Consider the following 20,947-nt stretch of genomic DNA (forward strand, 5'->3'; position numbering starts at 1 on the left):
CGTACTTGTCCGCGCCATCTCAATAACCGGTTTGCCATGCGGCTTGTCATCCAACGTGTGACCCAGGCTTCCGTGACCGTCGGAGGGAAACTCGTTGGGCGCTGCGGTCGCGGTTTGTGCATTCTCGTCGGCATCACACACCGGGATACCACCGCCGATGCCGACTGGCTGGCCGAAAAAACAGCCAATCTGCGCATTTTTGAGGATGAAAACGGGAAGATGAACCGCTCGCTGCTCGACATCGGTGGCGAGGCGCTGGTGGTTTCCCAGTTCACCCTCTACGGCGATGCGCGCAAGGGCCGCCGCCCTTCATTTACCGCCGCGGCTCCCCCGGAGACCGCTGAACCACTCGTGACGCGCTATGCCGACGCCCTCCGGCTGCTGGGCATTCCGGTCGAGACGGGTGTTTTTGGCGCCATGATGCAGGTCGAAATCCACAACGACGGCCCGGTGACACTCATTCTGGAGCGGGGCGGAATATCAGTCGGCGCGGAGGTCGAGTAAGTACGTGTCTGAAACATACCCGTCCGGGTTCATCACCTGGACGCTGACGTAACGCTCGCGCAGGACTTCCGCCGGAAGCCGGAAGTACACCCGCTGGTTGAACAACCCACGGAGAGACTTCTTGACGCTGGCCTGTGTCTCAATGCCGTTGACGATGAGGGTTGGAGTATCACCCAGCCCCTGACCGCGTACAAACAACCCGACCGTCGGTACAGATGACCGGCCGGGCAGGTGAACCCGCGCCACGTTGGTGACTTGGATATTGTGGCAAACCACGGTGTGCGTATCGGTAAGCTGCTGCCCCTGCTCATCGGACAACCAGACGGTGTAGCGTCCCACGCGCGGCGGTAACTCAAACAGCCCCAGCCGCCCCGACCAGGCACGGAAGGGAAGGCTCAGAAAAGTTCCGTCTTCGGCGAGCAGCGAAACCTGTGAGGCCCGTTCCAGATGGTCGCCCAGCACCATGACGCGCCGGTTCTTGAGCGTGACGAAGTTGTTGACGAAGCCGCGCAGACGCGGCTCGGTGGCTGTCGGGCCTGCTGAAACCTCGACGGTGGTCACAAATGGCTTCCAGGCCTGTTCGTCGCCAAGCGCGCCGACCAACAGTGCGCGCCCAACCGCGTTGCCCTGTATTACCAGGGTACTGTTGGAAAAACTGCCTTGGATACAGCCTGAATCCAGACTAAGAACGGCGAAATCAAAGACCGGCAGCCGTCCCGCAAGGGACTGGGCAAAACCACTCCAGGTCATCCGTTCGCCGACGTACAGGGGCAAAAACGCCGGCGGCGGCTCGGCTTTGACGCTGGATGGCGGCAGGCTGCCGGCGGCGGTGGCGTCCAGGACGCGGATGGCCGCAACCTGGGAAACGACTTCGCCTTCCGGTGTGCGGTTGGCGCAGACCGCCAGAACTCCGGCCATCCCGGCGTGGCGCGCTGTCACCCGCCAGACGACTTCATGTGGGGTCGGACTCGGAAGCACATCAATGTCGAGGACGGCCGACAGGCGGCTGCGATCAGCCAAGATGCGCCCGGCCGAGTAGTAAATGGCATCCCGTACCGGATGGGATTCAAAGGCCACCGCGCCGGCCAGTCGTGCCGAGACGCCATCGCCGGCAAAACGAAACGTCACCGTCCGTGTCTCACCGACGCGCATCCACTCCGGCAGCCCGTCAATCACTATCGGCGTGTCGCCTTTCGGCAGAGCTGTCATGAGGCGGAGGTCGGCCAGAGTGCGCATGGAAGTCGTACTGGACAGGGTGTAGCCAGGATAAAGCGCTGCCTGCCGTTCAACGGCAACATCGGCCTGGGCCGTCAGGAGTTCACCAAAGAGGAGGAGAAGTGCCAGTGGAAGCAACAACTGTTTCACAAGGCATGTCCGGTGGGTTGCGGCTGCCCTACCCATGGCAGGTTACCTCGGCGTCAGGGAAAGTTTGTGGACATTGCGTTGCATTCTGTTATGTAACACAGCGTATGCCAGCCAGGGAAAGGTTTTTCATGTCAGCATTCAGGTCAACGGAAAGCCGACCACAAAGCCATATCACACGCAGAAGCCATGGCTAAACCATCTCAAAACGGCACTTCCAGAGGTGCCGAGCGTCCGGTGCATGTCCTTCACGTCACAGACACGCATCTGTTTGCTCAGCGTACGGGTCGCCTGCTCGGCCTGGTGACGTATGATTCCCTGACGGCTGTTCTCGCCGCTGCGGCTGCCGAACCACCTGATATGGTGCTGGCTACGGGCGACCTGGCGCAGGACGGCACGGCGCAGGCCTACGCGCACCTGGCCGAAGCCTTCTCCGGCTTTGCCGCCGCCTGTCCGTTCCCGCCGCCGGTGTACTGGTTGCCCGGCAACCACGACGAACCGGCGGTGATGCGCGCAACGCTGACCCGTGCACCACTGCGCCCGGAGACCGAGGTTATCTTGGGCGGGTGGTACGTAATTCTGCTCGACTCGACAGTTTCCGGCGAAGTTGGCGGCGTTCTGTCCGAAGGCGAGTTGGCGCGTCTCGATGCCGGACTCCACGCCCATGCCGATTGCCCGGCACTGGTCTGCCTGCATCACAACCCTGTGGCGACAAGTGCCCGGTGGATGGATGACATCGGGTTGGCCAATGCCCCTGCCTTTTTTGCCATTCTCGACCGCCATCCGCAGGTGCGTGGCGTACTGTGGGGGCATGTTCACCAGGCAATAGACCTGGAGCGCCAGGGCGTACGGCTGATGGCCTCACCTTCAACCTGCATTCAGTTCAAACCGGAAACGGTCGAATTTGGTCTTGACCCGTCAGCGCCAGGCTACCGGCGGCTGTGGCTCCATCCTGATGGCCGGCTGGAAACCCAGGTGTTTCGGATCAGCAGTTTTGCCGGTTGCGCCGATCCTGACGCAACCGGCTACTAGATGTTCAGATGATTTCAGTCGTTACAGCACGGTGACAGGACCGTGATCGTCACAGTGCCCATCGTGGACGTGATGCAGCCGCCCGTCCACGAGGTAATCCACATGGTCGCCGTGCGGAATGGCCTCATGCCCGCAGCCCGGACCGTGGACATGTGCGCACGCCGTGGGGTATGGCGCACATCCATCGGGATTCGTGCTGCTGACCGCAATACAGTGTTCGTCGTAGTGGTCGCCGTGTGGGAAGTGCAGGTGGCCATCGTGGAGGTAGTCCACGTGGCCATCGTGCTGGATGCGCGTATGCCCGCAGGCGGCGTCATGAGTGTGGGTGTGGTCGGGGTGGGTTGTGCAGCTCGTCATTGGATGACTCCTTTCAGGTGGATAGGGTGGTGAGACCGTTCCGCCGGATGCCTTCATGCGTTACGCATCATCGTGAATGATGTCGTGCCGCGCATGGGCCAGCCCCTGGTGGAACAGATGCCGGACGTGTTCATCTGCCAGGCGGTAGTAGGCGTGCTTGCCTTCGCGGTGAACGGAGACAATCCCCAGCGTACGCAACAAACGGAGTTGGCTTGAAACGGCCGGCTGCGACATCCCCAGCGTCAGGCACATTTCGCCGACACACATTTCGCCGGCATCGAGCAGGGCGATGATTTTCACCCGGGTCGGATCGCCGAGCGCCTTGAACATATCGGCAACGCGCCAGGCCAGCGGGGCGGCGAGCACTTCGCGTTCGGTTGGTTGGTGCTGGTTGCTACAGGGAGAGGCCATACGTTACCGCTAACAGATAAGCATTTGATTATACGTTTTATCTGAAAGTCCCCTTAGCGTCAAGCGGGAAGCCGGCTGCTGCCGGTTGGGAAGCACCGGATTCAGTGCACGGTCTGGGCTTCAGCCTGTTCCAGCAGGGCGGCGGTGTGCTGGGCTGTTTTGGCCCCTTTGACCAAGGCTTCGCTGAGGTTGGTATCGCCGGTCAGGGCGGCAAAGGCATAGAACCGCGCAACCTGGTTGGTCACTTCGAGGACGTGACAGGTTTCGCAGGCCAGCAGCTCCACCTGTGGGACAAGCAGGCAGAACTGGCTTCCGAAGTGATGCCGCCGGACGGGTTCAAGTGCCGTCGTCAGGCGCAGGGCCGGACGTTTGGGGAGTCCGGTCCACTGGGCGCTGGGCAGGCGCGCGGCGAGAACATCCAGATAATCACGCCCCGACGCGAGTTGGGACTGGAGTGTCGAAATGAGCCGCACCTGTTGGGGGGCGGCTTCCGCCTGGGCAAGAATTTCCAGTTCCAGCGAGCCGTAGCCGGCAATCTGTCCGAGGTCGTTGCGAAGCGCATCCACAAAACCGATGTGCTGACCCGTTGCCGACTCGTCGCTGGCCAGCTCAGCCAGCGCCAGGGAGAGTTCGGCCTCGGTACTTCCGGCCGGGCGCTCGTGGGTCGCCAGATAGGCACGGAGGCTTTCTCCACGTCCCTGAACAACATTGTGGGCAATCCCGCCAAGAATGGCCGTGCCGCCGGCAGAGAAGAAAAACGTGCCCAACAGGGAGGGCGTCGCCCGCAGCAGCCGGTAGATCGAAAAGGGATGGGCGGCCGTTGGACGTTCCAGGCGCTGTGCCAGCGTGGCCACGTGAAGCTCACCGGCGGCAATGCACTGTTCCGTGTGTTCAACGGCCTGCCGGAACTGCTCCGGTGTCATGGGGGTGACGATGGAACGCGACGTTGGGCGTGGCAGCGCCGGTAACGCCGGGAATGGGCCGTCGAGTTGTTGCGCCACGGACTGGAGGCGCTGTTGCGCGGCGGCGTAGTCGGCTTCGAGCCGTTCAGTCCGTCCGTCGGTCGGGACATTGACAACGATATGCAGGCGCTGGTGGGCATGGTCAAACACGATGACCGTGCCAAAAGCGGCAAGGACGCCTTCCACGGTCGGCGGCATGCGGGGTGGTACGCCGTGAAGGTGGTGGGATGCTTCGTGCGCCAGATAGCCGAAAGTGGCGCTGGCCAGCGCCGGTATATCCGTCAGGGGGGCGAGGATGTCGGCCCGAAGCCGCCGCCGGACGGCTTGCAGCAGCGTTTCCGTGCGTTCGAGCGTGGCGTGTGGGGTGCGTAGCTCAACCTTTCCGTCCCGGCCGATGATGATCCAGCGCGGATCAAGACCGATGAGCGTGTAGGGTGGCAGATGGCGTTCAAGGCGCTGATTCTCGAACAGACCGACATCACTGGATTGACCGGCCACTTTCAGAAAGACCCCAACCGGTGTGTGAACGTCCGCCGGCAGGGTCACGGCCACGGGAACGACGGTTGCTTCCTGGGCCAGCGCCAGGAAGGCATCGTATGTTGCCGGCTGAAATTGCAGCGTGGACACGGTGGACTCGCTCCGAGGCTTACTCCGTGGGAAGAGGTCGGCGTTTGCCGGCGCGGCTGCGCAGAATTTCGGCCACGTCGTGGGGTGTCACATCCCGCGCCACCATCAGGACGAGCAGGTGATAGAGCAGGTCGGCCATTTCAGCGGCCAACTCCATGCGGGGTTCATTTTTGGCGGCAATGATGGTTTCGGCCGCTTCCTCGCCGACCTTTTTGAGAATCTTGTCCAGCCCGGCCGTAAACAGATAGGTGGTGTAAGCGCCTTCCGGGCGTTTTGCCTGGCGTTCCCGGATCAGGCTGTACAGCTCATCGAGCAGAATACCCAGTTCGAGCGCGCTGTGGGGGACAAGCTTGACTTCCGGCGGGGCAATGGCTGTCGTTCCGTCAGGGGCTTGGGCTGCCGGCGGAACTTCATCCGTTGTGGCGGCGGCACCGCTGCCTGGAAGCATGGATTGGAAAAAACAACTCGTGGCGCCGGTGTGACAGGCCGGCCCACGCGGTTCGACCTTGACGACGAGGGCATCGCCGTCGCAATCCAGCCGTATATCCACGACCCGTTGGGTGTGGCCCGACGTGGCTCCCTTGTGCCACAGGGATTGCCGCGAGCGGCTCCAGAGCCAGACCTCGCCGGTTTCGCAGGTGAGTTGGTAACTGGCAGCATTCATGTAGGCCAGGGTGAGCACCTCGTTGGTCGTGGCATCCTGAATGACGACCGGCACGAGGCCGTTGGCATCGAAACGAATCGCTTCCGTCATGGCTTGGTTACGGCAACACGTTACCGGCGTTGTAGCACAGTTGAATGGTCTCCTGACACCCTGCCGGCAACTCCCGTCGCAAACCGGGGCAACAACCGTCTAACCATGGCGTGCCAGGACGTAATCACAGACTTCGTCCAGTCGGCAGAAACTGTTTGGAAGGGAAAGGCGGCGGATGGGAACGATTGTGGCCAGTTGGGCCAGCGTATCCAGAATGGCAACCCGCGCTTCCGGCAGGGGAAGCCAGTCGGGATAGATGTTGGGCAGGAGCTTTGTCACAGCCTGCATCGGAGGGAGTTGCGTACTGCTGACCGGAGCCTCCGCCGGAACGACCTCCAGGAGGTACACGGCCGTAAGCCGTGCCGGCCGGGGTTGTTCAGGGGTATCGAGAGGCAGGTAGCGTTTTTCCCAGTGTTTGGAGATGCAGGGAAGTGCGTCGGGGCGGCCGTAAAGGGCCGTGACAGAAGGGTCCCACAAGCGGATGGCGCGCGGCCCCAGATGGACCACAAAGCCATCCGTCTGCTGTTCAACAGCAGCGACATCCTCGGCGATAATCTCCGCGCCGCGCCGGAGCAGCGCCGCCGCAAGGGTGGATTTGCCGGTACCGTTCGGTCCCACAAAGGCCACGGCTGAGGCACCTATGGCTACTGTGCTGGCGTGCAGACACACCCGCTGCTGAATCTGGAGAACAAAACCAAGGATGGGGCCGGTCAGGTAGGTACAGGTATCCTCAAACGTCTGCGGCGGTGACCAGAGCGCCGTGATACGGCGTTGAGGGTGGTCGTAGGTGAAAGCCGTGCCGACGTTATAGCAAAAGTGAAACAGACCGGTTTCCGGCTCGTGGTAGGCAACGAGTTCGGGGCCTTGCCTGGCGTCCACAATTTGCCCCTGATACCACGGTGCACACGCCGGGGGGCGTGGTGGCGTGGGATTTTCCTCAAAGGCAAGGAAACCGTCGGCTGTGTCTTCACCAAGGTGCACCGGCTGGAGGAAAGGGACCAGGCGGGTTGTTGCCAGTCGCTGTCCATAAACCACCTGCGCCAGTGCCATCCGGGGAGACACTCACCGTGAGAAACGGTTTGGGCGGGGGCCAACCCGGTCAGCCCGGGTTGAGCCAAAAGCGGCCCAAGTACATTCAACAAGTGACCCGTAATCAGCGAGCATCGGTGGCTGGTATGCCTTTTTGCCGGGTTGCCCGGCTTGTGATGGACTTGTGGTTTGTTCGCGCAGCAGTGAAGGCTGTTTCATAAGCCAGTCTCCAAACGGCAAAAGCACAATAGATTTGGAAAGTTTATACAACCTTGGATTGCAACCATTTGTATAGGCTCAGCGGGCTGAGGTCAACAAAAGATTTGGCTTCGTGCTGTGCATCCCACACGAGAGGAACAACCAAGGCTTCGACGTTCACGAAGCAAGCCAGGTGATGGCGGGCTTGTGGGGGAAGTTGCACCCAGCGTACTTGGCGTGCTTACGCCCTCAGTGCCAGATGGAGAGTAAAGAGTGTCACAGAAAGACACCTCACCCAGGTTTGGCTTTTGCAGGTTGCCCTGAATGTCAAGATGCCTGCCAATGAGGCATGGGGCTTTCCTGGGGGCAAAAAGGCGGTTCGGCTCTGTCTTCAACCAAGGGGCACCGGCTGGAGAAAAGGGACCGGGCGGGATGTCGCCAGTCGCCGTCCATAAACCACCTGCGCCAGTGCCATCCGGGGAGACACTCACCGTGAGCCGATCGCGAGTGCCTGTACCCGTGGTAGCTTGGGTGATCTCAAGGAGTACGCCATAATCTGTAAGCACCGGCGGCTGGTATGCCTTCTTGCCGGGTTGCCTGGCCTGTGATCGACTGGTGACTTGTTTGTGTGAAAGCAATGGCGGTTTCATAAGTCAGTCTCCGAAAAATGAAAACACAACAGGTTTGGAAAGTTTATACAACCTTGGAATGCAACCACTTATATAGACTCAGCGGGCTAAGGTCAACAAAAGATTTGGCTTCGTGCTGTGCATCCCACACAAGCGGGACGGCCAAGGCTTCAATGTTTACAAAGCAAGCCAGATGGTGATGGGCTTCCGGGGGAAGTTGCGCCCAGCCTGTGCCGTGCCGCCTGATGTAGCCGGTGACGGGAAACTGAGAAAGAGGAGCCTTGGCGCGCCGGACAACAGCGCGTGGGAGCCGGTCCTTGAGCAGTTCCCGAAAAAGCCACTTGTCCAGACAAAGGGGCACAGTCGGCACCGCCAGAAGAAATTTGATAATGCGCTGATCAAGCAATGGGTAGCGCATTTCCACCAGAGCGCCGGTAAAAGCCATGTCGCTGTATTCGTGGTCATTGGCGATATGGACCCGACTCAGCATGTGCGGTACGAGCTGGCGGTAGGGGTGCAGTGGTGGACTGGGTTGCGCGCGCTCAAAGTAGCCAGCCTGGCGCAGGCGCGTCACAAAATCCGTCGCCAGCCAGCGGGGTATTCCGGACTGGGTTGGGTGTTTTCGTCCAAGTATCCGTCCAAACTGACGCCGAAGTGAAAAGAAGCTGTTGCGGGCGTCAGCCACAAGGTACGCCACAAGGGCCTTGCCCAGACGGATAAACTGCCGCCGGGCAACGAGGTCGCGCAGGTAGGGCGCTGTTTCCTGAAGCATGACTTCATCGCCCCACTGCCCGGTCAGGATCAGGCGGGCGTGGCTCCCCGCCTGACGGTAACTCTCCATAACACCATTCCAGAAGGGTTCGTGAACCGGCTCAGGTGGTGGGGGAGCACCGGCTGGGTGGGGTGCATACGGCTGCCAGTTATCCTGCTCAACGAAGGTCATGGGGATGCCGTGGCCCTGGGCGGCCAGACCGGCGAAATGCCGTTCACGGTCGGGAATGAGTTTGCTGAAAACATTGGTGAAGGCGTGCAGGTCGGTCGTTGGGCTGGCGCGCCGCGCGGCGGCCGTCACCACGTTGGAATCCAGCCCGCCGCTGAGAAAAACAGCCGCACGTGGTGCGCGCAGCCGGTCAGCCACAGCCTGCTCCAGAAGCGTCCGAAAGTGCTCGACGTAATCCCTTGTGCGGGCATAGCGGAGACACTCATCGGTCGGCCAGTCCCAGTACCGCCACTGCCGCCGTACGTCCCCTTCAAGACACAGCGCCGTAGCCCGTGGCAGGCGGCGGATACTGCGGTAAAACGTACCGTCTTCGTCCAGCTTCATCCCTTCGATCAGAAAATCGGCAACGGCAAAGTCATCCAGGTCGGACGGAAGAGAGGCGGGAATTTCGGAGTGGGCGCAGATGGTCGCAAGGTCACTGGAGGCCACGAACAGCCCCGGCTGGTGGCTGTAGTAGAGCGGCTTGACGGCAAATGGGTCACGCGCGCAGAACAGCCGCCGGCGCGGGGCATCCCACAGGGCAAAGGCAAAGTCGCCCTGAAGGTGGCGCAGGCAGTCCAGTTCCCAGAGGCGGTACGCCTGCCAGAGCAGTCTGGCATCCGGCATATCCTGGTCGGCCTCTCCACCGGCTGCCTGGATGGTGCGGCAGAGCTCTTCGCGCGCATCCAGCCGGATGTCGGCGGCCAGCCACACCTGCCCATCAAAGGTCAGTGGCGGTGGGGTGCGCGTCAGGTCATCCACGTGGAGATGGGCATAGCCCAGCGCCACGTGTGCCTCGTACCAGTGGGATTGACCGTCAGGCCCACGCCAGGCCAACCGCTGGAGCAAACGCGCGACCATCGGTGGCGCAACTGGCCGCCCGTCAGGGTGGAAGATGACAAAAAAGCTGCTCACAAGACGTTGAGAGGCGTATCAAAGACGGCGTAGCGCTGCCGTACGTCGGGAGATTCCATCACCGGCTGGCCGCACCATTCCACCCAAGCGTGGGCCTCAAACGTCCGGGCGTCTTTTTCAACGCCCAGCCGGAGGTCACAGACGATGCCGCGTCGCGCCAGCAGGAACCACAGTACAAGCGCACGAATAAGGCAGGTTGGCGACTGGGGGCAATACCGGGCGGCCCAACTGACCAAAACTCCCTGGTGATCAACCCAATCCGCCAGACAGGGTGCGGATGATGCCGGCAGCGGCTGACGTCCGACCATCCACCGCATCCACCGCAGGCAGGCGCGTACACCGACGAGGCGGCACACTCCAGGCAGGCTCAGCAACAAAAGCCAGGCCGTTACCAGGTTCACCCGGTCTTCCGATGGAAGGCGACAGAAGATATGCAGTCGGTACAGCCAACGTTTCATGAGATTGGGGCTGCTGTTGGCGTCGAATCTGAAGAAACCGTGTCCGGCGGAACAATCTCGATGAGATTGGCTTGCTGAAGCTGCTCCAGCAGGGCATTGAAATCCTGCTGGAGCCGTTCCGGTTCGACTTCATATTCGTCCAGCAGAGCCGCCAAAGCGTCCTGCAACGTCGGGCAGCTCGTGGCCTGCCGCAGCATGCTGTAGGCCACACTGTCCAGACCGTAGTAATGCTCCGTGGTCAGATTGAGCAGGATGGCTTCATCCGCAACAGAGCGCACAATGACATGCTTGGGAATCAGGGCTCGGTTCATAAGAGAAAGCATCGTTGCGTCAGGCAGGTGCGGGATTGGGAATGGTTGATAGGCACTTGTTCATCAGGAACAAGCGCTATCACGGGTTAAATGCGCAAGCCAATATACTTGTTCGCTGCTTAGAGCGCACGTACTATCGGGTAACATTTTCACTCCGGGTTGAAACAACAACCAATGTACTCTGATTATGCAGCCCTAACCTATCACGCTTCACTGATTGCCGATGAGCGTCGGGTGCAACCCTTTCAGTCTGCCATCGAGTCTGTCGTACGCCCCGGCGATGTCGTTGCCGACGTTGGCTGCGGAACAGGGATTCTGACGCTTCTGGCATGCCGGGCCGGCGCCCGGCAGGTCTATGCCATTGATGAAGGCCCCATCATTGAACTTGCCAGGTTGATTACTAAGCAGAATGGTTATGCCGACCGCGTGACATTCATCAATCACCTGTCCACCCGCGCCCGGTTGCCGGAGTTGGTGGATGTTGTCATTTCCGAGACCATAGGCAACTATGGTGCAGAAGAACGCATTCTCCCGACGCTCCGGGATGCCTGTCGCCGCTGGCTGAAACCGGGTGGCAAGCTCATTCCGCAGGCAATTGAACTGTACTGTGCACCCATTGTCTGGCCGGAAGCTGAGCCAACTTTGTCCGCCTGGCGCGAGCCGGTGTGCGGTTTTGACTTTTCGCCCGGGTTGGCTTTTGCCGTCAATCAGCAGTATCCACACCGGTTGAGTCCACAGCATGTGCTGGCTGAAAGTCGCTGCTACTGCCGGGTTGACCTGACCCCGGCAGCGCTGGCGGGTGACACGCTGCCCAAGGTAGCTGGGACGGTTTCCTTTCGGGTGACACAACCGGGGGTGATGCACGGCATCGGTGGGTGGTTCAAGGCGTGGCTTACGGAAGACATCACCCTGACCAACAGTCCCCATGAGCCACCGACCAGTTGGGGGCATCTGTGCTTGCCGATTGCTGAGCCGGTGCCGCTGGCCATCGGGGATGCCGTCGAAGTGACACTCCGGGCGGTTGGTGGCGGCAGTGTGCTGTGCTGGGAGGTGACCTGGCGTGGTGTTGGAGGAGGAGCCAAAACGTTCCGCCATTCGGACTTCGAGGGCTGGCTGGCAACACCGGAACGCCTGCGTCCGCTGTCGCCCACGGCAGCGCCGGGGCTGGGAGTGGAAGGCAAAATGCAGCTTTTTCTGCTGACAAAGCTCGACGCCGGCTGGACAGTTGAGCAGGTCGCCCGTGGGCTACGCGAAAGCTTTTCTTCCGAGTTTCCTACGGATGAGGATGCTCTGGTCTATGTGAAAAGGCAGGCGCTGAAGTTCGCTCGTTGAGGCGTAGGGAGCCGGAAGTACGTCCAGGCTCTTCATTATCCAGTTCGATTGGCTGGCCCTCTCCGTAGCGGTCGCTGAGAACAACGCGAAAGCCAAGCGTCGTCAGCAGTTCTTCACGGTGCAGCCCCTCGCGGATTGAGCAGCGGCAGCCATCAGGCAGTGACGCCCACGAGCCGCCCCGGATGGTGCGGTGTTGCGCCCATTCTTCCTGGCGGATGTTGCGCACCGGCGCGCCCTGCGCCTGAATTCCCGTCAGGCGGGAAGTATAGGTGTCCAGACACCACTCCCGTACGTTGCCGTGCATATCGGCCAGTCCGAAGGGATTGACCCCCAGCGATCCGGCCGGCGTTGGCTTCTTGTGTGGCGGGGCGGCTGGCTCGTCCCGGTAAGGCAGAGACCCGTCGTAGTTTTCAAGCGTCGGCAGCAGGACAGCACCGTAGGCAAACAATCCGATGGCGCCGGCCCGGCAGGCATATTCCCATTCGGCTTCGGTTGGCAGCCGGTAGGGGCGGCCGGTTCTTTTGGTCAGCCGCCGGCAGAACTCGACGGCTTCATCCCAGGTGATGCTGTCCACGGGGAGGTCGTCGCCGGTGTACTTCGATGGGGAAGGCGGTAGGTCACGTTCGACTTTGGGCCAGGACGCGACTTCCCGCCATTGCGCCTGGGTGACTTCGGTCCGCCCCATGTAGAACCCGAAGACCCGCGCGCGCATCGGCGGACGCTCGTTGTCATAGCTTTCGCTTTCATCGGAGACCGTGTTGCCCATGGTAAAACAGCCGCCCGGTACGGCGACCAATTCCAGCGTCACCTGGTTGCCCAGGTTTTCGACAAACCGTTGCGTTTCGCCTTTGACGGTCTCGACGGTGTTGCCTTTGTCGTCCAGTCTGGGAGATTCAAAGGTGACGGTGGAAAGCTGTTCGGCTGGAAGGGCCACGGTTGGCGCCAGCGGCCCGGACGGGCAGGGAACTGCCGGTGGACGTGCCCCCTTGCTGCTGCTGCGTCCACGCCCGCTGCCAGGTGAGGATGTCGTTTCACCGCCACCGGCTTTTCCCCCGCCCACACTCGTGCTGCGTTCCTGGGCAGCAACCTGGGTCACAGGCAGGTTTGGCATGGTCATCGCCCAAAGAAATCCCAGCGCCAGACCAGCCGGCCAGATATGCCAACCTGTTTTCCGTTGCGCCATGCTTTGTCCCTCGGAGCCGCGTTGTCTCGGCCGTCAACGTGCAGTGTAGCAGCTTTGGGATTGCCTGAAGAATGCCCCTGTTGGCTGAACAGACATTTTCATTGGCATTGTGGATGCCGTGTGAAACGGACTCACTTGATGCGCCAGGGAAGTCCGGCCACAACGAAATAGACTTCCGTTGCCGCTGCGGCCACCGACTGGTTGACGTTTCCCAGCAGGTCCCGGTAGCGGCGCGCCAGAGCATTGTCGGGAACAATCCCCAGCCCGACTTCATTGGACACCACGATGACCGTCTGCTCACGGCGCGAAAAGGTCTGCAAAAAGGCCGCCAGCGTGGTTTCCAGCGCATTGAGGCACTGCGCCTCATCGTGCGGCATAGCCAGTAGCCAGTTCGAGACGAGCAGCGTCAGGCAGTCCACCACCACCACACCGGCTTCCGCCGCCTGGGCGTAAGCCGCCGCCAGCGCGCGCGGCTCCTCAATGGTACGCCACTCCGGCGGGCGTTCCGCCCGGTGGCGCAGAATCCGCCCCTGCATGTCTTCGTCGAGGGCTTCCGCCGTGGCAATGAAACACACGGCTGCGCCGGTGGTATCAGCTTTCGTCTGGGCAAGCTGCTGGGCAAACCGGCTTTTGCCGGCCCGTGCGCCGCCCAGTACCAGAATGAGTTCGCGCGTCATCAGGCATCCGTATCCAGCATGGGAAGCCACAGCCCCTGCGCCCTGGCACACTCCACGGCATCGGCATAGCCGGCATCAGCGTGCCGCATCACGCCAGTTGCCGGGTCATTCCACAGCACCCGTTCCAGACGCCGGTCGGCGGCTTCCGTACCATCACACACGATGACCATCCCGGCATGCTGCGAATAGCCCATGCCAACGCCGCCCCCGTGGTGGAGTGAAACCCACGTCGCGCCGCTGGCCGTGTTGAGCAGGGCATTGAGCAGCGGCCAGTCGGAAACCGCATCCGAGCCATCCCGCATCTGCTCGGTTTCCCGGTTGGGGGAAGCCACTGAACCCGCATCCAGGTGGTCGCGGCCGATGACAACGGGCGCTTTGAGTTCGCCCTTGCGGACCATCTCGTTGAATGCCAGTCCCGCCCGGTGGCGTTCACCCAGACCCAGCCAGCAGATGCGCGCTGGCAGCCCCTGAAAAGCAATCCGCTGCTCAGCCATGGTCAACCAGCGATGCAGGTGGTCGTTGTCAGGAAACAGCTCCATCAGACGCCGGTCGGTGCGGTAAATGTCTTCCGGGTCGCCCGACAGCGCCACCCACCGGAACGGCCCCTTGCCACGGCAAAACAGCGGGCGGATGTAGGCCGGGACGAAGCCCGGAATCATGAAGGCATCCGTCACGCCTTCGTCAAAAGCGACCTGGCGCAGGTTGTTGCCGTAATCCACTACCCTGGCGCCCAGGGCCTGAAAGTCGAGCATGGCCCGGACATGCCGCGCGCAGCTTTCCGCCGCTGCCCGGCGCAGCGTCCCGTGCTGTGCCGGATCGCGTTGGGCCGCCTGCCACTGCTCAACCGTCCAGCCCACCGGCAGGTAGCCGTGAATCAGGTCGTGCGCGGCTGTCTGGTCGGTCACGATGTCAGGACATGGCCCCCCCTGCCGGGCGCGTTCCACCAGCGCCGGGAGGATTTCCGCCGCATTGCCGAGCAGTCCGACGGAAACCGCCTTGTTCTCCGCCGTGTAGCGTTCAATGCGCCGGAGGGCATCGTCGAGATTGTCCGTCCACTCATCGAGGTAGCGCGTCCGGCAGCGGGCTTCAATCCGGCTGACCTGGCACTCGATGACCAGCGCCGCCGCCCCGGCAAACACCGCCGCCAACGGCTGTGCCCCGCCCATGCCGCCCAGCCCGGCCGTGAGCACCCAGCGCCCGCGCAGGTCGCCGCCGTAGTGCTGGCGGCCCATTTCGGCAAAGGTCTCGTACGTGCCCTGCACAATGCCCTGCGTACCGATGTAAATCCACGAACCGGCCGTCATCTGCCCGTACATTATCAGGCCGCGCCGGTCGAGTTCGTCGAAGTGTTCCCACGTAGCCCAGCGGGGTACGAGGTTCGAGTTGGCCAGCAAGACCCGTGGGGCGTCCGGGTGCGTACGAAAGACGCCCACCGGCTTGCCCGACTGGATGAGCAGGGTTTCATCTTCTCCCAGCCGGCGCAGGGTGTCGCAGATGGCTTCAAAACACGCCCAGTTGCGGGCGGCTTTGCCGGCCCCGCCATACACGACCAGGTCTTCCGGTCGTTCGGCAACTTCCGGGTCAAGGTTGTTGTGCAGCATGCGGTACGCCGCTTCAATCTGCCAGTTGCGGCAGGAAAGCTCCGTTCCGCGTGGTGCGCGAAGAATTCTGGACATGGCAAGGCTTCGCTATACGGGAATCCGATGCGCCAAGACGCGCTGCCAGCGACGTTAGTGGGGTGGGCCAGTGGCGTCAAGCCACGGCTTTTCACCACACACCACGCACGGTAGGATGTTGGCTTACGCACAACGGCGCTGGGGGCAGGCAGGGGAAATGTTGGCATTGTGGCGCAACGCGCGATTGGCGACGTTGGCAGACGCGGCCGCCTGGGGCTGGATTGAAGACGGCGCCCTGGTCGTTGCCGGTCAATACCTGCACTGGGTTGGCGATGCGCGCCACCTGCCCCGCAGCCTGCCCATTGCCGAAGAACATGACCTGGGCGGCGCACTGGTGACACCGGGACTGGTGGACTGCCACACACATCTGGTCTATGGCGGAACGCGCGCCGATGAGTTTGAAGCCCGGCTGCACGGCGCAACCTATGCCGACATTGCGCGGCAGGGCGGCGGCATTCTCTCCACGGTGCGGGCGACCCGCGCCGCTTCCGACGAAGACCTTCTGGCCGCCGCCATCCGCCGCGCACGCACGCTTCTGGCAGAAGGCGCCACGACAGTCGAAATCAAGTCCGGGTATGGGCTGACCTACGCTGATGAAGCCCGCTGCCTGCGCATTGCCCGCCAACTGGCGCAGCGCCTGCCGCTGACGGTCTGCACGACTTACCTGGCTGCGCATGCCCTGCCACCGGAGTTTGCTGGTCGCCCGGACGATTACATTGCCGAAGTCTGCGCCTGGCTGCCGGAGTTGCACGCTGCCGGTCTGGTGGATGCTGTGGATGCCTTCTGCGAAACCATCGGGTTTTCGGTCGAACAAACGCGGTGCGTCTTTGAAACGGCCCGGCAGTTGGGGCTGCCGGTCAAACTCCACGCTGAACAGTTGAGTGACCAGGGCGGAGCGTTGCTGGCGGCTGAGTTTGGTGCGCTTTCCTGTGACCACCTGGAGTATGTCAACCCGGCTGGCATCCGCGCCATGGCGCAGTCCGGCACAGTGGCCGTCCTGTTGCCAGGCGCGTTTTACTTTCTGCGTGAAACACAACGTCCGCCAGTAGCTACGCTGCGGGCCGCTGGTGTGCCAATGGCGGTAGCGACCGACCACAATCCGGGTTCGTCGCCGACACTCTCCCTGCTGCTGATGCTCAATCTGGCCTGTACGCTCTTTCAGCTTACGCCGGAAGAAGCCCTGCGTGGCATCACCGTGCATGCTGCGCGGGCGCTGGGACTTGCCGACCGGGGCATCCTGGCGGCCGGCAGGCGGGCGGATTTCGTCGTCTGGCCGCTGGCACATCCCCGTGAACTGGCCTACTGGTTCGGTGGCTGTCATCCGCAGCAGGTGATCGTGGGAGGCAAAGAGGTGGTGCGTCATGGCGTCATCGTCGGTTGAACCGGTATTTGAACTCCATCCGGGTGATGTTCCCGTGCTGATCAGCCTGCCGCACGTGGGGACTGTTGTGCCGCCGGAGATTGCCGCCGACTGGACTGACAAGGCGAAAACCCTACCCGATACTGACTGGCATCTGGGTGAACTCTACGCCTTCGCCTGCCAACTGGATGTCGGCATCCTGCAGGCGCGGCTGTCACGGTACGTCGTGGATGTCAACCGTCCGCCCGACGACCTGCCGCTCTATCACGGCAAGCACTACACGGAGCTTTGCCCGACGCGCATGTTCACCGGAGAACCCATCTACCGCGCCGGCAGGACGCCCGATGCCGCCGAGGTGGCGCGACGACGCGCACGCTACTGGCAGCCCTACCATGACGCACTCGAACGCGAACTCGCACGACTTCAGGCGCGTCATGGCTATGTCATTCTGTGGGAAGGGCACAGTATCAAGTCACAGTTGCCCTGGCTTTTCGAGGGCACGCTGCCGGATTTGAACCTTGGCACGGCCGGCGGAGCAAGCTGTGCGCCGCAGTTGCGTCAGTCCCTCTGTGCTGCGCTGGACGCGCAGGAGGAATTCTCCTACGTGGCTGATGACCGCTTCAAAGGTGGCTACATTACGCGCCATTATGGCCGGCCGGAGCAGGGACGCCACGCCGTCCAACTGGAAATGGCTTGGTCCTGTTATATGCGCGACGAAGCGCCGCCCTATCAGATTGACCCGGAACGCGCCGGGCGTCTGCTCCCGATTTTGGAGAAACTCATCATTACGGCGCTCGCCTGGAGTCCGTCATGACGCTTGAGCCGGTCCCGCCCAAAGCTCTGTGGACACCCTTGGCCTGGCTGCCCCACGGCTGGCAACGCCACGTCCTGCTGACCATTGGACAGGATGGCTGTTGGGCCAGTGTGGAAACTGACGTGCCGACGCCGCCGGCCGAAGCCACACCGGTAGCGGGGGCGCTGTTGCCGGGTCTTGTCAATGCCCACAGCCATGCGTTTCAGCGTGCCTTTGCCGGACTGGCCGAAACCACCACGGGCGAACAGGATGATTTCTGGTCCTGGCGAAGCCGCATGTACCACCTTGCGGCGCGCATCACACCCGAACTTCTGCGCGCCATCGCAGCACAACTTTACCTAGAACTGCTCCGGGGCGGATATACCCAGGTTTGTGAGTTTCACTATCTCCACCGCGACGCAGCCGGCGAACCCTACACCGAACCGCTGGCGCTAGTGGAAGCCATCATTCAGGCGGCGGAAGACGTTGGGATTGGGTTGACCCTGCTGCCCACCGTGTATGAGCGCGCCGGATTCGGGCAGCCCGACCTGCTGCCGGAGCAACGCCGTTTTCTGGCGACGCCCGATCTTGTGTGGCATCTGGTCAAAAGTGTCGAGGAATGCCACCGCCCTGGTGTCAACGTCGGGCTGGCACTGCATTCCGTCCGGGCGGTACGCCCAGAAAGTTTCGGTCACATGCGGCGGCTGACCGAGGATTTCACCGGCCCCATTCACCTCCACGTGGCCGAGCAGGTGGCGGAAGTCGAAGCCTGCCTGCGCACTACCGGCGCGCGCCCGGTAGCCTGGCTGGCGCGTGAGGGCTATCTCGATCCCCGCTGGCAGCTCGTGCATGCCACCCATACTGACGCTGCCGAACGCGAGGCCATTGCCCGGAGCGGGGCCGGGGTGGTGGTCTGTCCGACAACCGAAGCCAACCTGGGTGACGGTTTTGTGGACCTGCCGGCCTGGGCGGAACTCGGCGTCCCGCTGGCCATCGGCTCAGACAGCCACGTAAACCGCGACTGGCGCGAGGAACTGCGCTGGTTGGTGTACAGCACGCGCCTGTTGACGCAGCGCCGGGGGATTGCCGGACTGCCGTCGCCGGCGGCCAGCCTTTTTACCGGCGCACAACTCGCTGGCGGTGATGCTGCCGGCCAGCCGACTTGGGGACTGACACCCGGCGCGCGTGCCGATGCGCTGGTATTGGCAACAGACACCCCAACCCTGCTCGGCGCAACACCCGAACACCTGCTGGAAGCGGTGGTGTTTTCAAGTCCGGGGCCGGCCTGGTCTGATGTGCTCGTCGCCGGTCGCTGGTGGCTGCAACGCGGACGCCATCCCCGCCAGGGACGGATTCAGGCACGTTTCAAGGCGGCTATGGAGACGCTGTGGGCGTCTTCCCGTCCGTGTTCCCGGAACGCAGACTGTCCGCCCGACGACAACCCTAACTAACCCGCATCCGGCGCTGTGCCAGAGCTTTGGCATGGTAGTCCAGAAAAGCTGCGGCTTCGGTGCGTCCCATGTAGCGCTCCAGTGTGCGGGGGTCGCTGTCGAGCAGGTCCACCATGATGAGACCGTCCAGCGCATCGCCAAAGTCCGGGTCAATGTTGAAGGCCAGCACCTTCCCGCCCAGCTTGAGGTACTGCCGCAGCAGCACCGGGACGCCTTTGGCATCCGGCTCGATGTCGGCCACAAAGGCCGAGACTTCTTCAATGTCAGCCGCCGGAATCGGGGACGGCTTGAGTCCAAGCAGGGTCTGGGTGATGGCCAGGGTACGCGACTCGAAAGGCATCCGTGGACGGACCAGCCGGGCCAGTTGCGGCTGAAAGCTGTTGGCCTTGAGAAACTCCACGATCAAGCGCCGGGAAGCCGTGCGGTACTCGTTGGTAATGCTCACCGGGCCGAACAGCACCCGGTAGCGTGGATGCTGGGCAATGTAGCGCCCAATACCTTTCCACAACAGCATCAGCGGCGCGTAGCTTTTCTGATACTCCGGGCGGACGAACGAACGTCCCAGTTCGAGCGCCGGCCCGATGCTGCGCAGAAAGGCCGTGCGGTAGGCAAACAAAGTGTGAGTGTAGAGTCCACGTTTGCCAAAGCGCGCCAGAATCTCATCCGTTTGCCCGAAGCGGTAGCCGCCAACGATTTCCTGCCGTTCCTGGTTCCAGACAAAAAGGTGCTGGTAGTAGGCATCAAAGCTATCTATGTCAAGGGCCTTGCCGGTGCCTTCTCCGGCGGCCCGGAAAGTGATTTCGCGCAGGCGTCCAATCTCGTGAAGCACGTGCGGAATGTGCTCGGCGCCCGCACACCAGACCGTCAGTTCGCCCTGTCTGACCAGGCAGGCGGTTTCGGGAAGCGCCTTGATTTCAGCCTCCAGCAGGGCAGCCGCACGTGGCGGCGCAATGGCCGCCGGCACAGGTTGCGGGCGTTGCAATGACGGCATCGGGAGTTTCGGAAAGCTTTTTGGAAAGCGCAGTGGAGCGGCCAGCGCCCGTGGCAGCCGTGAGGCCGGTTCCGTACGCGAAGCCAGCAGGTAGGTGCGCTGCCGCAGGTGCTCGGTCAGGGCTTCATCATCGAGGGACTTGAGCTTCGACCAAGGAATCGGGTGCCCGATGCGCACTTCAATCTCCCGATTCCGCTTGTTGAGAAACTCATAGGGCAGCATGGCCGTGCGCAGGCGTGGATGAACAAAGCCGGCCATCTGGAAGAGCGCGCCATTTCTGCCGTCAAAATACACCGGCACAACGGTTGCTTTGCTGGCGCGTACCAGCCGCGCCAGCGTGGGTTTCCAGGCCGGATCGGTAACGACGCGCTTGCCGGCCTGCCAGTGGGCCACCTCACCGGCCGGGAACAGTCCAATCGCACCACCCTGGGCAAGGAAGCGGAGTGCCGCCCGGAGAGGGCGAAGATTGGCCTGTGGCGAGTTTGGACGCTCAAACGGATCAACGAGAATGAAGTAGTCGTGCGCTTCAGGAATGCATCCGAGCAGGTAGTTCGCCATCACTTTGGCGTCAGGTCGCACTGAGCGGAGCAGGGAAGTCAGGATGATGCCTTCAATGCCCCCGAAGGGATGGTTGGCCACCACAATGACCGGCCCTGCAGCCGGCAGCCGCGCCACATCGCTTTCCAGCACGTGATAGCGGACGTTGAGCGCCGCCAGAACCGCCTCAAAAAAGGCATGCCCATCGCTGCCCGTGGCAGCCAGGGCTTCCTGGTAAAGCTCATCGAGTTGGTGAAACAGAAGCCAGCGTTCGAGCAGACTTTTGATGGGGGCAAACATCCGTTGACGCAGCGGATCACGAAACGGCGTCGGAAGTTGAAAGATGCGACCGGACATAGGCGTGCGCAAAGCTCCTTTGGCAGGGCGGATGGCATCGCTTATCCGCAGTCTGTAACACT

Annotated in this window: 19 protein-coding genes; 6 read left to right on the forward strand and 13 right to left on the reverse strand. The window is 62.3% G+C overall.

Annotated features, from left to right (window positions below; genetic code table 11):
• The first annotated feature begins 36 nt into the window (after positions 1-36).
• The gene (dtd, locus tag J8C01_RS04935) at positions 37-504 is read left to right on the forward strand and encodes a D-aminoacyl-tRNA deacylase (RefSeq protein WP_211432578.1); all 468 of its coding nucleotides are present in this window, start codon (positions 37-39) and stop codon (positions 502-504) included.
• Here the strand turns inward: dtd and J8C01_RS04940 are convergent.
• Positions 481-1,869 (reverse strand): hypothetical protein, encoded by a 1,389-nt coding sequence (locus tag J8C01_RS04940; protein WP_211432579.1) that lies wholly within the window; start codon positions 1,867-1,869, stop codon positions 481-483. The genes dtd and J8C01_RS04940 overlap by 24 nt on opposite strands.
• Positions 1,870-2,055: 186 nt before the next feature.
• On the opposite strand from J8C01_RS04940, the gene cpdA reads away from it, so the two are divergent.
• The gene (gene cpdA / locus J8C01_RS04945; protein WP_211432580.1) at positions 2,056-2,898 is read left to right on the forward strand and encodes a 3',5'-cyclic-AMP phosphodiesterase; all 843 of its coding nucleotides are present in this window, start codon (positions 2,056-2,058) and stop codon (positions 2,896-2,898) included.
• Between the two features lie 21 nt (positions 2,899-2,919).
• On the opposite strand, the gene J8C01_RS04950 is transcribed toward cpdA, so the two are convergent.
• The 8 genes from J8C01_RS04950 to J8C01_RS04985 all read right to left on the reverse strand — a co-directional run bounded on the left by J8C01_RS04950 (position 2,920) and on the right by J8C01_RS04985 (position 10,528).
• The gene (locus J8C01_RS04950; protein ID WP_211432581.1) at positions 2,920-3,255 is read right to left on the reverse strand and encodes a hypothetical protein; all 336 of its coding nucleotides are present in this window, start codon (positions 3,253-3,255) and stop codon (positions 2,920-2,922) included.
• Between the two features lie 60 nt (positions 3,256-3,315).
• A complete protein-coding gene (locus tag J8C01_RS04955; protein ID WP_211432582.1) occupies positions 3,316-3,666 on the reverse strand; it encodes an ArsR/SmtB family transcription factor in 351 nt (116 codons plus the stop codon).
• 101 nt (positions 3,667-3,767) lie between these two features.
• Positions 3,768-5,255: a chorismate-binding protein gene (locus J8C01_RS04960; protein ID WP_211432583.1), complete on the reverse strand. Its 1,488-nt coding sequence runs from the start codon at positions 5,253-5,255 to the stop codon at positions 3,768-3,770.
• 19 nt (positions 5,256-5,274) lie between these two features.
• Positions 5,275-6,009: a bifunctional phosphoribosyl-AMP cyclohydrolase/phosphoribosyl-ATP diphosphatase HisIE gene (gene hisIE / locus J8C01_RS04965; protein ID WP_211432584.1), complete on the reverse strand. Its 735-nt coding sequence runs from the start codon at positions 6,007-6,009 to the stop codon at positions 5,275-5,277.
• Between the two features lie 99 nt (positions 6,010-6,108).
• A complete protein-coding gene (locus tag J8C01_RS04970) occupies positions 6,109-7,059 on the reverse strand; it encodes a phosphoenolpyruvate carboxykinase (ATP) (RefSeq protein ID WP_211432585.1) in 951 nt (316 codons plus the stop codon).
• A gap of 870 nt (positions 7,060-7,929) precedes the next feature.
• Positions 7,930-9,705 (reverse strand): asparagine synthetase B family protein, encoded by a 1,776-nt coding sequence (locus J8C01_RS04975; protein WP_211432586.1) that lies wholly within the window; start codon positions 9,703-9,705, stop codon positions 7,930-7,932.
• Positions 9,706-9,755: 50 nt separating this feature from the next.
• Positions 9,756-10,217, reverse strand: a complete 462-nt coding sequence (locus J8C01_RS04980) for a lasso peptide biosynthesis B2 protein (protein ID WP_211432587.1) — start codon at positions 10,215-10,217, stop codon at positions 9,756-9,758.
• Positions 10,214-10,528, reverse strand: coding sequence for a PqqD family protein (locus tag J8C01_RS04985; RefSeq protein WP_211432588.1), 315 nt, complete (start codon positions 10,526-10,528; stop codon positions 10,214-10,216). Before J8C01_RS04985 ends, J8C01_RS04980 begins: the two co-directional genes overlap by 4 nt.
• 174 nt (positions 10,529-10,702) lie before the next feature.
• Here J8C01_RS04985 and J8C01_RS04990 point away from each other — a divergent pair, with 174 nt between their 5' ends.
• Positions 10,703-11,860, forward strand: coding sequence for a 50S ribosomal protein L11 methyltransferase (locus J8C01_RS04990; protein ID WP_211432589.1), 1,158 nt, complete (start codon positions 10,703-10,705; stop codon positions 11,858-11,860).
• On the opposite strand, the gene J8C01_RS04995 is transcribed toward J8C01_RS04990, so the two are convergent.
• The 3 genes from J8C01_RS04995 to hutU all read right to left on the reverse strand — a co-directional run bounded on the left by J8C01_RS04995 (position 11,802) and on the right by hutU (position 15,396).
• Positions 11,802-12,971, reverse strand: a complete 1,170-nt coding sequence (locus J8C01_RS04995; protein ID WP_211432590.1) for a formylglycine-generating enzyme family protein — start codon at positions 12,969-12,971, stop codon at positions 11,802-11,804. The genes J8C01_RS04990 and J8C01_RS04995 overlap by 59 nt on opposite strands.
• Positions 12,972-13,174: 203 nt before the next feature.
• Positions 13,175-13,720: a bifunctional adenosylcobinamide kinase/adenosylcobinamide-phosphate guanylyltransferase gene (cobU, locus tag J8C01_RS05000; protein WP_211423060.1), complete on the reverse strand. Its 546-nt coding sequence runs from the start codon at positions 13,718-13,720 to the stop codon at positions 13,175-13,177.
• On the reverse strand, positions 13,720-15,396 hold the full coding sequence (gene hutU / locus J8C01_RS05005) for a urocanate hydratase (RefSeq protein WP_211432591.1): 1,677 nt from the start codon (positions 15,394-15,396) through the stop codon (positions 13,720-13,722). The genes cobU and hutU overlap by 1 nt, the downstream gene beginning before the upstream one ends.
• Positions 15,397-15,553: 157 nt before the next feature.
• On the opposite strand from hutU, the gene hutI reads away from it, so the two are divergent.
• From hutI to hutF, 3 genes are read left to right on the forward strand one after another with little or no spacing between them, the layout of a single operon-like run.
• On the forward strand, positions 15,554-16,777 hold the full coding sequence (hutI, locus tag J8C01_RS05010; protein WP_211432592.1) for an imidazolonepropionase: 1,224 nt from the start codon (positions 15,554-15,556) through the stop codon (positions 16,775-16,777).
• Positions 16,758-17,570, forward strand: a complete 813-nt coding sequence (hutG, locus tag J8C01_RS05015; RefSeq protein ID WP_211432593.1) for an N-formylglutamate deformylase — start codon at positions 16,758-16,760, stop codon at positions 17,568-17,570. The genes hutI and hutG overlap by 20 nt, the downstream gene beginning before the upstream one ends.
• Positions 17,567-19,000 carry a formimidoylglutamate deiminase gene (hutF, locus tag J8C01_RS05020; protein ID WP_211432594.1) on the forward strand — a complete coding sequence of 478 codons (1,434 nt, stop codon included), beginning with the start codon at positions 17,567-17,569 and terminating at the stop codon, positions 18,998-19,000. Before hutG ends, hutF begins: the two co-directional genes overlap by 4 nt.
• Here the strand turns inward: hutF and J8C01_RS05025 are convergent.
• Positions 18,993-20,885 (reverse strand): lysophospholipid acyltransferase family protein, encoded by a 1,893-nt coding sequence (locus J8C01_RS05025; RefSeq protein WP_014099525.1) that lies wholly within the window; start codon positions 20,883-20,885, stop codon positions 18,993-18,995. The genes hutF and J8C01_RS05025 overlap by 8 nt on opposite strands.
• Positions 20,886-20,947: the final 62 nt, after the last annotated feature.

The sequence above is a fragment of the Chloracidobacterium sp. D genome, from assembly GCF_018304685.1.
In the GTDB taxonomy this organism is placed as follows: domain Bacteria; phylum Acidobacteriota; class Blastocatellia; order Chloracidobacteriales; family Chloracidobacteriaceae; genus Chloracidobacterium; species Chloracidobacterium thermophilum.